13 protein-coding genes and 6 tRNA genes are annotated in these 13,033 nt (G+C 30.3%); all 19 read left to right on the forward strand.

The genetic code is table 11. The features are described from left to right. Positions 1-2: 2 nt before the first annotated feature. Entirely contained in the window at positions 3-1,451 is a 1,449-nt protein-coding gene (yabN, locus tag CKL_RS00760; protein WP_011988752.1) for a bifunctional methyltransferase/pyrophosphohydrolase YabN, read from the forward strand. A 366-nt stretch (positions 1,452-1,817) separates the two neighbouring features. Continuing rightward, positions 1,818-2,141, forward strand: coding sequence for an HU family DNA-binding protein (locus CKL_RS00765; protein WP_172634745.1), 324 nt, complete (start codon positions 1,818-1,820; stop codon positions 2,139-2,141). Positions 2,142-2,238: 97 nt separating this feature from the next. Beyond that, positions 2,239-2,484, forward strand: coding sequence for an RNA-binding S4 domain-containing protein (locus CKL_RS00770; RefSeq protein WP_011988754.1), 246 nt, complete (start codon positions 2,239-2,241; stop codon positions 2,482-2,484). 63 nt (positions 2,485-2,547) lie between these two features. After that, entirely contained in the window at positions 2,548-2,838 is a 291-nt protein-coding gene (yabP, locus tag CKL_RS00775) for a sporulation protein YabP (RefSeq protein WP_011988755.1), read from the forward strand. 31 nt (positions 2,839-2,869) lie between these two features. Further along, entirely contained in the window at positions 2,870-3,280 is a 411-nt protein-coding gene (yabQ, locus tag CKL_RS00780) for a spore cortex biosynthesis protein YabQ (protein ID WP_011988756.1), read from the forward strand. Positions 3,281-3,407: 127 nt separating this feature from the next. Beyond that, positions 3,408-3,680, forward strand: a complete 273-nt coding sequence (locus CKL_RS00785; RefSeq protein ID WP_011988757.1) for an FtsB family cell division protein — start codon at positions 3,408-3,410, stop codon at positions 3,678-3,680. A 179-nt stretch (positions 3,681-3,859) separates the two neighbouring features. Next, positions 3,860-4,270: a S1 domain-containing RNA-binding protein gene (locus CKL_RS00790; protein WP_011988758.1), complete on the forward strand. Its 411-nt coding sequence runs from the start codon at positions 3,860-3,862 to the stop codon at positions 4,268-4,270. A gap of 125 nt (positions 4,271-4,395) precedes the next feature. Then, positions 4,396-4,484, forward strand: a tRNA-Leu gene (locus tag CKL_RS00795). A 6-nt stretch (positions 4,485-4,490) separates the two neighbouring features. Continuing rightward, positions 4,491-4,566, forward strand: a tRNA-Met gene (locus tag CKL_RS00800). An 11-nt stretch (positions 4,567-4,577) separates the two neighbouring features. Then, positions 4,578-4,654 (forward strand) — tRNA-Met (locus CKL_RS00805). A gap of 10 nt (positions 4,655-4,664) precedes the next feature. Beyond that, a tRNA-Leu gene (locus CKL_RS00810) sits at positions 4,665-4,753 on the forward strand. Positions 4,754-4,759: 6 nt separating this feature from the next. Beyond that, positions 4,760-4,835 (forward strand) — tRNA-Met (locus CKL_RS00815). A gap of 12 nt (positions 4,836-4,847) precedes the next feature. Further along, positions 4,848-4,924: transfer RNA gene (locus tag CKL_RS00820), tRNA-Met, on the forward strand. A gap of 260 nt (positions 4,925-5,184) precedes the next feature. After that, positions 5,185-7,572 (forward strand): stage II sporulation protein E, encoded by a 2,388-nt coding sequence (gene spoIIE / locus CKL_RS00825; RefSeq protein WP_011988759.1) that lies wholly within the window; start codon positions 5,185-5,187, stop codon positions 7,570-7,572. A gap of 179 nt (positions 7,573-7,751) precedes the next feature. After that, positions 7,752-9,140 carry a tRNA lysidine(34) synthetase TilS gene (tilS, locus tag CKL_RS00830; protein ID WP_011988760.1) on the forward strand — a complete coding sequence of 463 codons (1,389 nt, stop codon included), beginning with the start codon at positions 7,752-7,754 and terminating at the stop codon, positions 9,138-9,140. 4 nt (positions 9,141-9,144) lie between these two features. Further along, the gene (hpt, locus tag CKL_RS00835; protein WP_011988761.1) at positions 9,145-9,690 is read left to right on the forward strand and encodes a hypoxanthine phosphoribosyltransferase; all 546 of its coding nucleotides are present in this window, start codon (positions 9,145-9,147) and stop codon (positions 9,688-9,690) included. Positions 9,691-9,772: 82 nt separating this feature from the next. Beyond that, a complete protein-coding gene (gene ftsH / locus CKL_RS00840; RefSeq protein WP_011988762.1) occupies positions 9,773-11,575 on the forward strand; it encodes an ATP-dependent zinc metalloprotease FtsH in 1,803 nt (600 codons plus the stop codon). Between the two features lie 138 nt (positions 11,576-11,713). Continuing rightward, a complete protein-coding gene (locus CKL_RS00845; RefSeq protein ID WP_011988763.1) occupies positions 11,714-12,097 on the forward strand; it encodes a thioesterase family protein in 384 nt (127 codons plus the stop codon). A 151-nt stretch (positions 12,098-12,248) separates the two neighbouring features. After that, a complete protein-coding gene (locus tag CKL_RS00850; protein ID WP_011988764.1) occupies positions 12,249-13,028 on the forward strand; it encodes a type III pantothenate kinase in 780 nt (259 codons plus the stop codon). The last annotated feature ends 5 nt before the right edge of the window (positions 13,029-13,033 follow it).

Raw genomic sequence — 13,033 nt, forward strand, 5'->3', positions numbered from 1 at the left:
AAGTGATTAAAGTAGTAGGATTAGGTCCTGGTTCTCCAGATTCCCTTACCATGGGTACGATTGATATACTAAAAAATACAGATAAAATTTATTTAAGAACAGAAAAACACCCTACTGTAATCTATTTAAGACAGTTAGGCATTAATTTTGAAACTTATGATTATGTATATGAAAAGGAAAAAAAATTTGAAGATGTATATAGTAATATTGTAAAAGATTTAATATTTAAAGAAAAACAATTTAAAGAAATAGTTTATGGGGTACCAGGTCATCCACTGGTAGCGGAGAAATCTGTTATGTTATTGTTAAAACTGTGCGAAAAGCAAGCTATAGATGTAAAAGTGATACCTTCAGTTAGTTTTATAGATGTAATTATGGAAAGATTAAAAATAAATGTAGTTGAAGGAATAAAAATAATAGACGCTTTTGATATAAAAAGTCATCTGGTGGATAAACGAGTAGGAATAATAATAACGCAGGTATATGATAGGCTAATTGCATCAGAGGTAAAATTGGCACTTATGGATTATTATAAAGATGATACAAATATATTTTTTATAAGAGCTGCGGGGGTTGAAGGAATAGAAAGTATAAGGCAAATTAAATTATATAAGCTTGACAGACAAAGTGATATAGATTATTTAACCTCGGTTTATATACCTAAAGGTATAGAACTCACTTATGATTTAAAAGACTTGTTAGATATAATGGAAAAATTGAGGAGTGAAACAGGATGTCCCTGGGATAAGGAGCAAAATCATGACAGTTTAAAAAAATACCTTATAGAAGAAAGTTATGAAGTTGTAGAATCCATAGAAGAAAAAGATGATACAAAATTAGTAGAAGAATTAGGTGACGTACTGTTACAGGTGGTTTTCCATTGTCAAATAGGAAAAGAGGAAGGTTTTTTCAATATAAATGATGTAATTAGGGCTATATGTGATAAAATGATAAAGAGGCATCCACATGTATTTGGAAATATGAAAATTCATAATTCTAAGGAGGTGTTAATAAGCTGGGATAAAATAAAGAAAAAGGAACAAGGATTAAAAACATATACAGATGAACTCAGACATGTAGCTAAAACTTTACCGGCCTTAATGAGAGCTTTTAAGGTTCAGGAAAAAGCCGCAAAGGTAGGTTTTGACTGGGAAAAAGTTGAATATGCTTTAGATAAGGTATTAGAGGAATATTATGAAGTTAAAGAGGTATATAAAGGTGAACAAAAGGTAAAAATATTAGAAGAAATAGGGGATTTAATATTTGCATGTGTAAATGTTGCAAGATTCCTTGACATTGACCCCGAGTTTGCATTAAATTATACTATAGAGAAATTTATAAGGCGTTTTGCATATATAGAAAAAAATTCTAGGGAACATGGACTAGATATGGCAAATATGACTTTAGATGAAATGGATGAACTTTGGGAGGAAGCCAAAAATAAGTTTTAAATATTTTGTATAAAAAAGAAGGAATTTTTAATTATGTATAGAATATGCTAATATGCCTATATAAAAAATATGTTTAGTAATTCAGAAAACAATAACAATTTTAGAGATATGTACAAATATACATAAATAAATAGTAAATATTTTTTTGTATATTATCTAAGTGTATTTAAGGTTCATCCACATATTTTGTAATTTGATATTTGTAAATAATACAAATGTATTTAAATTAGGCACTCTCAACATACAATTGATAATAAATATTAATTATCATAAAATATAAGGGTGAACCTGCATTTGTTGATTAAATTAAATTTTAATTTTAAAATTTAATTTAAGAATAGCCAAAGCTTCGTTTATAGTATAGGTATGTATATTTGTGTACTTTTATCTATAAAAATAAGAGGAGGTAAAAAGATGAATAAATCAGAATTAATTGTTGGTATAGCAGAAAAATCCAAGTTAACTAAAAAAGATGCAGAGGCAGCTTTAAAGGGATTCATAGAAAGTGTAGAGGAGACATTAGAAAAAGGAGAGAAAGTTCAATTAGTAGGGTTTGGAACATTTGAAACAAGAAAAAGAGCTGCAAGAGTTGGAAGAAATCCAAGGACTAAAGAAGTAATAAACATACCAGAATCAACAGTTCCTGTATTTAAGGCTGGTAAGGAATTTAGGGATAAAGTAAATAAATAGTATAGTTTATACAAAACGCCTGGATGAAAATCCGGGCTTTTCCTTTTAAATGTATGATATAACAAACTAAATAAGTATTAGAACAGGAGGATTAAATATGAGATTGGATAAATATCTTAAGGTATCCAGAATAATAAAGAGAAGAACGATAGCAAAGGAAGCATGTGAAGGCGGACGAGTTACTATAAATGGTAAAATGGCCAAACCTAGTACAGAAGTTAAAGAAGGAGATATAATAGAAATTAAATATGCAAATAGATCCTTAAAGGCAAAGATCCTGGATATTCAAAATCATGTTAAAAAAGAAGAAGTTCAAAATATGTATGAAATAATTTCAGGTTAAGAATATATGGTAATATAATTTATTCAGTTCACATATATTTATTATATGTGGAGGGGATGTTTTATGGAGAAAAAAGAAATAAATATAGAACATAAGAAGAGTCTTCTGAGTCTTGAAAGTAGGAGGAAGTTAATTTTAACGGGTATTATAGAAGTAGTCAGTTTTAATGAAGACCAAATAGTTTTAAATACTAATCTTGGAACCCTCAATATAAAAGGAAAAGATCTGAAAATGAATAAGCTGGATGTACAAAATGGCGATGTTGTTATTATAGGAGTTATAAATGCCTGTGTATATACAAGCAGTGAACCCAGAAAAAAGAGACAGAATCTAATATCAAAGATATTTAAATAATAAAGATATAGTTATTTAGGAAAGGGTTATTATGATTATATCAATAGAAGAGCAAATTCGACTTATAGCATTTAGTATTATGGCAGGAATAATAACCGGAATATTATTTGATTTTTATAGGTTAATACGAGGATACTCTAATCTAAGTAGAATAATAATGTTTATAGAAGATACTCTGTTTTGGATATTTACAGCTATAATTGTATTTGTGTTTTTACTTTATACTAATTATGCATATATGGGCATGTATGCATATGTATTATTAGCAGTAGGCATATATATATATATGAAATTTTTCAGTAGTATATTTGTAAAATTTCACAAGAGTCTATTTAAAGTGTGGGGAAGGATTTTTAGGATAATTATAAACATATTATGTTATCCATTTCAGTACGTTATTTATAATATCGCAAGAAAAAATAAAAAAAATTATAAAAATTAACTTGAAGAAAATGAAAAATCAAATTACAATATAAATATGATGTTTTGTAGTTAATAGATTATTAATGTCTGTTGAAAAAAGTATATGCTATAGATATTTTAAATCATAGAAGATTGGTGATTGTTTAATGAAAGTAAGAATTAAATGGAAAAAAATATTTTTTTTATTAATAATTCTATATGCGGTATATATTTTTGTAAGTCAACAGATTACTATGTATAATATAAAAAAACAGATTACTGAGAGAAAAGTTGAAGAGATCAGGATGAAACAAAAAAATCAAAAATTACAGGATGAAGTTAAGATGTCTACATCTGATGCTTACATAGAAAAGTTAGCTAGAGAAAAATTAGGTCTTATTAATGAAGGTGAAACTCCTGTAATAGACAAAAATAATTAATAGTCATCAATATATAATAAATAATAAAAGTAGAATTTTAAGTGTCTACAGAAATTATGGAGGATAAATTGTTGTGGAACTAGAAAAGATTTCAGGGAAGGATCCAAGGAGTCCCACTCTGAAAGGGAAGAAAAAGATTATATTATATAGTATTATTTTTAAGGAGGAGTCTTTTTAATATGACCTTAAAGGCAGGAAGCATACTAGAAGGTACAGTGATTAATATTACCAGTTTTGGAGCATTTGTGGACGTTAATGGTAAAACAGGATTAGTGCACATATCTGAAGTGTCAGATACCTATGTTAAAAATATAAGAGATTATTTAAAAGAAAAAGATAAGATAAGAGTTAAAATAATTTCTATTGATGATAATGGCAAGATAAGTTTATCTATGAAACAAGCAGAAAAGGATAAAAAAAGCTTGAGACCTCAGGAAATAGACTGGCAAAAAGAAAAAGTCAGAAATAATCAAGGTAGTTTTGAAGATAGGCTATCTAAGTTCTTAAAAGATAGCGAGGAGAGATTTCAAGATATTAAAAAACATCAGGATTCAAAAGGCAAAGGGTACAAAAAATCATCTAATTATTAGTAAAGTAGGTTAAAGAGGCGAGGTGCCTCTTTATTATTTTGTGAGATTAAAAAGTTTCATAAAATGGTTGACAATAAAATATTTATCATATATAATAACTTATGTCGTCAAATTGAGACTTTGTTGCTGGAGTGGCGGAACAGGCAGACGCACAGGACTTAAAATCCTGCGGGCTTTAAAACCCGTACCGGTTCGATTCCGGTCTTCAGCACCAAGATAGCGCGGGGTGGAGCAGTTGGTAGCTCGTCGGGCTCATAACCCGAAGGTCGTAGGTTCAAGTCCTTCCCCCGCAACCAAAATTATACAAGGCGGAATAGCTCAGTTGGCTAGAGCATTCGGTTCATACCCGAAGTGTCGTAGGTTCAATTCCTATTTCCGCTACCATTTTAAATTTGCTGGAGTGGCGGAACAGGCAGACGCACAGGACTTAAAATCCTGCGGGCTTTAAAACCCGTACCGGTTCGATTCCGGTCTTCAGCACCAAAATAGCGCGGGGTGGAGCAGTTGGTAGCTCGTCGGGCTCATAACCCGAAGGTCGTAGGTTCAAGTCCTTCCCCCGCAACCAAATTGTATATAGGGCGGAATAGCTCAGTTGGCTAGAGCATTCGGTTCATACCCGAAGTGTCGTAGGTTCGATTCCTATTTCCGCTACCAGTAGCTTGCAAATTTTTGCAAGCTTTTTATGATTATATAGTATTTGAGTCATATATTTAAAATATTTTGAATTTTATGGGTCTTACATGAAAAATATAAATATAACTTTTATATATATTTACATCAAAGTGAAAATTGATAAGAAACTTGGACATTATTGTCCTAAAAAAAATATACTATTATTTCATGTTATGACATTTATTTCCATTCATTACTGGTATAATTAATAACAGTAATTTTATAAGGTGGGTGGTATAATAATGCAATATGGAGTAGAGGTTGTTACTTATCAAAGAACGGAAAAGTTAAAGGGAGAAGAAAAAAAGCGTAAATTTGAACAAATGAGAAATATAGTAAAATTAATATTTTATTTCTTATGTGGATTTTTAGTATCTAGGGTCATGATGGTAAATCTTATGGCTCCTTTTGGCATAGCTTTTTTTATATCTATGGCTTTATGTGAAAAAAGAAAACCTGCATTAGTAACAGGAATTGGTACATTACTCGGATATATTTCAATATATGGAAATATAAAATATCTTCCTTCTTATTGTATAGTGACTGTTACATTAGTAACTCTAAATTATATATTAAAAAATAGTACTAAGGTTAAAAAGTTAATTTTATTTTTTGTTATTACTTTTTTAGAGTTTTCTGCTTATAAATTTTTTGCAATTAATCTTTCACCTGGGGTGGCTATTTTAAATTCTATGTTTGAAATTATGTGTATATTCCCATTATATTTTATTATTAATTATTCTATAATATGTTTTAATCAACTAAAGACTAGACATCTTTATAGTAGTGAAGAAATAATTAGCATGTCTATAACTACTTCATTAATTATAGCGGGTACTTGGGGAACGGCTATTCAAGGCGTATCTATTAGAAATGTAGTAGCATTGACTTTTATACTTATATTAGGTTATGTAAAAGGAAGTGCTTCGGGTGCTGCAGGTGGTGTAGCTATGGGTACAATAATAGGAGTGACATCTAATGATATGATGACCTATGTTTCAGTCTATGGGTTATGTGGACTTATATCAGGCTTGTTTAGAGAAACAGGTAAATGGATGAGTGGTGCAGGTTATATCATAGGATTTGCTGTATTAAAGATGTATTCTAATATAGGCTCCCAGTTTAAAATAATAGAGGTACTTATAAGCTGTATTATATATTTTGGAATACCACAGAGTATATATAGAAAAGTAGAATTAGAATTAGATTGGCAAAAGAAACAAGAGCATTTAAAGGAGAATTATGCGGATAAAATTAAATCTATTTTTATGCATAGGCTTGATAGTTTTTCTCATGTACTTAATGATATATCCTCTGTTCTTTCAAGGCTGGCTAGTAATAATAAGCTTACTATGAAAACTAAGAGTAGCGCACTTATAGAAAATTTAGCAGACAGAGTTTGTTCAAATTGTGATATGAATAATATGTGCTGGAAGAGAGAAACTTTTTATACTTATAATGCATTTTTAGAATTAATACAGAATTATCAGGAAAATAAAAAGTTTATTCCAGAGGAACTGCAAAAAAAATGTACCAGAAGAACTTTGCTTTTAAAGAATACTAAAGAGATTGTAAATAATTATATTGTAGACGAGATGTGGAAGAGTAGATTAAGTGAATGTAGGGAGCTATTGGCATATCAAATAGGCAATATGGGAAAAACTGTAGGTGAGATAGTACAGGATTTAAACTTAGATGTGAGGTTTAATACATCAGTAGAAAATAATATACGGAGGCTCTTAAACAAAAATAATATAAAGTACAAGGATGTATTTTGTTTTAAGGATAAAAATGAACATCTAGTTATAAATTTATCTATGGAAGTCTGCGGAGGAAAACAAGATTGTGTAAAGAAAATATTACCTTTAATTAATAATGTAACTGGGAAACTTATGGCCTTAAGTAAAGATAGTTGTGATATAAATTTTTCAGCGAATAGCTGTAGTGTAACTTTTGAAGAAACTCCAAAGTACCACATTGTCACTCATGTGATTAGCCAATGTAAACATGGAGAAAAGTATAATGGGGATAGCTATAGTTTTTGTAAACTACCAGATGGTACCTATATGACAATTATAAGTGATGGAATGGGTTCTGGTCCTCAGGCTGGAGAAGAGAGCAGTGCTGCCGTTGAACTTATAGAGAAATTTGCAAAGTCAGGTTTTAATAAGATGACTGCTATTAATACAGTTAACTCTATTATGGGGATTAAATTTACTGAAGATGAAAAATTTTCTACATTAGATTTGAGCAGTATAAATTTGTATAAAGGAGAAATAGATTTTATGAAAGTTGGAGCTACAGCTAGTTTTATAAAGAGAGGAGAAGATATTCTGGTAATAAAATCAAAGACACTCCCTATAGGTATATTAGATAAGCCCGATATAGATATAATAAACAAATCTGTAATGAATGGGGATTTTATAATAATGGTCAGTGATGGTGTAATCGACTATAATAGTGAATCAGCAGGTAATTTTATATGGATGATAGAATTTTTAAGGAAGTTAGATTGTACTGAGCCTAAGGACATGTGTGAGAAAATTATGGATAAATCCAAAGAATTATCTGGAGGAAAGGTAAAAGATGATATGACAGTAATAGTGGAAAAAGTGTATACTCTTTATTAAAGTATTCTATAGGTAGTTCAAAATATAGATTTATGTTAATGCAGGTTAAAAAGTATTATGTTTATGTTATAATTGGGTTGTTAAATGAATGTTAACTATGATAATAAATGAGATGATAATTTTTTACAGTAGATACACTTATGCTGTAAAGATTAAATAGGGTTAGGGAAGTGTGGTTGTTGATAGAAAATGTACTTAGTACTATAGAAGAAAATAAAATGTTTAATAGAGGTGATAAGGTAATAGTAGCTGTGTCAGGAGGGCCTGATTCCATATGTTTATTACATATGTTATATGTTCTGCAAAACAGATTAGATATAACTTTATATGCAGCTCATGTAAATCATTGTTTAAGGGGAGAAGAAGGGGATAAGGACGAGGAGTATGTAAAAAAATTTTGTGAGAGTTTATCTGTTGAATTTAAAAGTTTAAAAACAGATGTAAATTATATTGCCAAAGAAAAAAGAATATCCTGTGAAAGTGCAGGAAGAGAAGTAAGATATAAATTTTTTGAAGAATTAAAGAAAAAATTAAAAGCTGAGAAAATAGCTATAGCTCATAATGCTAATGATCAGGCAGAAACTGTTTTAATGAGAATTATGAGGGGAGCGGGTCTACAGGGTTTAACTGGTATAAATCCTGTGAGAGATAATGTTTTTGTAAGGCCTTTAATACGTATTACCAGAGATGAAATTGAAAAATATTGTGATAATAATAATCTTCATCCCAGAATTGATAAGACTAATTTGGAAACCATATATTCAAGGAATAAAATAAGATTAGAGCTTATACCTTATATACAAAATAATTTTAATAGAGATATAGTTGCGGTGTTAAATAGGCTTTCTGATATAATAAAAATAGATAATGATTATTTGAATTATATTTCTCGGGAAAAATTTAAAAAATATTGTGAAATAAAAGCACAAAAGGTTATAATATTTAAAGAGGCATTTCTAGAGGATAAAGCTGTATTAGTTAGAATAATCAGGATGTCCCTGGAAGTTGTGGAAGGAAATTTAAAAGATATTGAAAAAATCCACATTTTCAGTATAATAAATGTTCAAAAGTGTTCTACAGGTAAAGAAATAATGTTACCTCACAATTTGTTGGCATTAAATGATTATGGAAATATAATAATAAAAAAATATATAAAAGAATGTATGAAAAATTGTGAGGTACAGTATGTATTACAAATGGGATTTAACAATATTACTGATATTAAGTCTAAAATTTATATAGATTTAATTGAATTAAAAGAATATGCATATTATAAAAAAGATAGATTTATTCAGTATTTTGATTATGATAAAATAAAAGGGAGTATTATATTAAGGAACAGAAGGAAGGGAGATAGATTTATACCGCTTGGAATGATTGGAAATAAGAAATTAAAGAGTTTATTTATAGATTTAAAGATATCTAAAGATAAGAGGGATAAAATTCCCCTAATATGTTTTGGAGATAACATCGGATGGATTGTTGGATATAGAATAAGTGAACTTTTTAAGGTAGATAAAAACACTAAGAATATTTTGGCTATAAAGTTTGAAAGCGAGGAACTATAACATTATGAGTGATATGAGTGACGACATTAAGGAGATATTAATTAACAAAAGTGAAATTAGGAAAAAAGTAAAACAAATAGGGAAAAAGATAAGTAAAGATTATGAAGGAAAGGAGTTAATGCTTGTAGGCATATTAAAAGGCTCAGTTCCTTTTATGGCGGATTTGCTTAGAGAAATAACTATTCCATGTAGCATGGATTTTATGGCGGTTTCAAGTTATGGAAGTTCTACAAAGAGTTCAGGAGTTGTTAGGATATTAAAAGATTTAGATTTTGAAATAGAGGATAAATATATATTGATAGTAGAAGATATTATAGATTCAGGTACTACTTTGTCTTATCTGATTGAATATTTGAAAGGCAGGAAAGCTAAGAGTATAGAAATAGCGTGCCTTTTAAATAAACCTGAAAGAAGAAAAGTTAAAGTTGAAGCCAAGTACATAGGATTTGAGGTTCCAGATTATTTTTTGGTGGGATATGGATTGGATTATGCAGAAAAGTACAGGAATTTTCCTTATATTGGTATATTAAAAGAGGAAATTTACAAATAATTAGTATTAAAACTTATTGTAAAGGAATTTTACTTATGATACAATTTTACAGTATAAAACTAGAAAGAGAGGGGGGCCTTTAATGAAAAAATTTTCAAGTGCAACGGCCTGGGTTATAGTTTTTATATTAGTGATTCTTTCAGCATTGTGGTTGGTAAGAACCAATGAAAATTCAACAGCCATTAGTTTTAGTGATTTCCAAAAATATTGGTTAAGTAATGATATTAAAAATTTTCAGCTTAGAGAAGATAAAATGACAGTTCAAGGTAGTTTGAAAAATGGAACAGCATATGAAACAGTAGTTCCATCTGAAAGATTATTTCAATTTATAGGTGAACACCCTAAAGAGGGAGAAGTTCAAGAAATATATCTTAAACCCGCTACAATACCTATGTGGGTACAGTATTTGCCAACAATTCTTTTAATACTTATGCTTGTAGCATTTTGGTTTATGTTTATGCAGCAATCTCAAGGCGGCGGAGGAAATCGAAATGTTATGAATTTTGGTAAGAGTAGAGCTAAAATGGCTACACCAGATAAAAAGAAGGTAACTTTTGCAGATGTAGCTGGGGCAGATGAAGAAAAAGAAGAATTAGCAGAAATAGTGGATTTTTTGAAACAACCTAAAAAATATATAGAGATGGGAGCTAGAATTCCTAAGGGGGTTTTACTTGTGGGGCCTCCGGGAACTGGTAAGACACTTTTAGCTAAAGCTATATCTGGTGAAGCAGGAGTGCCATTTTTTAGCATATCAGGTTCGGATTTTGTTGAAATGTTTGTTGGTGTAGGAGCTTCAAGGGTAAGGGATTTGTTCGATCAGGCGAAGAAAAATTCTCCATGTATAGTATTTATAGATGAGATAGATGCAGTTGGAAGACAAAGAGGAGCAGGACTTGGTGGAGGACATGATGAAAGGGAACAAACATTGAATCAACTCTTAGTTGAAATGGATGGATTTGGAGCTAATGAAGGAATAATTATGATAGCTGCAACAAATAGACCTGATATATTAGATCCTGCACTTTTAAGACCAGGAAGATTTGATAGACGAATACTTGTAGGAGCACCTGATATTAAAGGCAGAGAAGAAATTCTTAAAGTTCATTCCAGGAACAAACATTTAGCAGATGAAGTAAAGTTAGATGTTCTGGCTAAGAGAACACCTGGGTTCACAGGTGCGGATTTAGAAAATCTTATGAATGAATCTGCACTTTTGGCAGTTAGAAATAATAAGAATTTAATAGGCATGAATGAATTGGAGGAAGCGGTAACTAGAGTAATAGCAGGTCCTGAAAAAAGAAGTAGAGTGATTGATGAGGAAGATAGAAAGCTTACAGCTTACCATGAAGCAGGTCATGCAGTGGTAATGAAGTTGTTACCTAATTCTGACCCTGTACATGAAATAAGTATAATACCAAGGGGAATGGCAGGAGGATATACAATGCATCTTCCAGAAAAAGATAGCGCCTATACATCAAAAGCTAAGCTTAAAGATGAGATTGTAGGACTTCTTGGAGGCAGAGTAGCAGAAAAATTGGTTATAGGCGATATAAGTACAGGAGCTAAAAATGATATTGACAGAGCAACTACTATAGCTAAAAAGATGGTAATGGATTATGGTATGAGTGATTTGGGACCTATTGCATTTGGTTCAGGTCATGATGAGGTGTTTTTAGGAAGAGATTTAGGAAAAGGAAGAAATTTTAGTGAAGAAGTGGCTTTTGAAATAGATAAGGAGATAAGAAAATTAATAGATGAAGGGTATGATAAGGCTGAAAAACTTCTTTCGGAAAATATGCATAGACTTAAGGCTGTGGCAGAAAGACTTTTAGAAAAAGAAAAATTGGAAGCAAGTGAATTTGAAGAAATATTCGCTCAAACTTAATTTTGTATATTATATAAAAAACCCTGTGTCATTTCACGGAGTTTTTTATTTTATTTTTATAATTTTAAAATTCAAGTAACAGTGATATAATAAACATGTGTGTTTTGTTATAAATCTAAATGAAATGAGATGATTATGATGGAATTTAATTTAAAAGAAGGCATTACCTCTACTATGGAAATGCATGTAACTGATAATAATACAGCTAAGAAATTAGGATCAGGTAATTTAGATGTATTTGCCACACCAGCTATGATAGCTCTTATGGAAAATACATCTAAAAATAGTGTAGATCTTCATTTACCTACAGGATATACCACTGTTGGGATAGAAATAAATATAAAACATATTAAAGCATCTTCTGTTGGGGCTAAGATTAGATGCGAAGCATCTCTAAAGGAAGTTAAGGGGAAAAAATTAGTTTTTTATGTTGAGGCCTGGGATGAAAGTGGAAAGATTGGAGAAGGATCTCATACTAGATATATAGTAAATAGTGAGGATTTTATGAAGAAGATACAATAAAGTATAGCTTGTTATTTAATCTTGACAAATAAAATTTTATTGATACAATTAAATTGTTAATTTGAGAGAAATTAATGTTTTGGGGCAGTGGAAAATCTGCTCTTTAATTATGTATATATTGATAAACAAGTCAAAGGTGGTGTTATATTTAATGATTTTAGTCTTAGATGTTGGAAATACTAATATTGTTTTAGGGGTTTATGATGACAGGGAGCTTATATCAGTTTGGAGATTATCTACAGACTCTAAAAGAACAGCAGATGAATACGGAGTTCAGGTAATAGATTTATTTCTTCAAAGTAAATTAAAACCGGAAGATATAACTGGTTCTATAATATCTTCAGTAGTTCCTACTATTATGTATTCATTAGAACATATGATAATAAAATATTTTCAAGTTAGTCCTATTATAGTGGGACCAGGAGTAAAAACGGGTATAAATGTGAAATATGATAATCCAAGAGAAGTAGGGGCTGACAGGATAGTAAATGCTGTGGCTGCCCATGAAATCTATAATAGATCCCTAATTATTATAGACTTTGGAACAGCTACTACATTTTGTGCAGTTACATCTGCAGGAGATTATTTAGGAGGAGCTATATGTCCAGGCATAAAAATATCTTCTTCTGCTCTTTTTGAGATGGCAGCTAAACTTCCAAGAGTAGAGATAATAAGACCACAAAATATTATAGGAAAGAATACGGTTTCTAGTATGCAATCTGGTATAGTATATGGATATATTGGTCAGGTGGACTATATAGTTAAAAAGATGAAAATGGAAATGATGGATTTAGGAGAAGAAGAACCTTTGGTAATAGCTACAGGAGGACTTGCTAAACTCATAAATGAAGGAACAAAATCCATAGATATAATTGATTCTGTATTGACTTTAACAGGGCTTAGATTAATCTATGAAAAGAACAAAGAGTAGGTATG

The sequence above is a fragment of the Clostridium kluyveri DSM 555 genome (assembly GCF_000016505.1).
GTDB classification, from domain to species: Bacteria; Bacillota; Clostridia; order Clostridiales; family Clostridiaceae; genus Clostridium_B; species Clostridium_B kluyveri.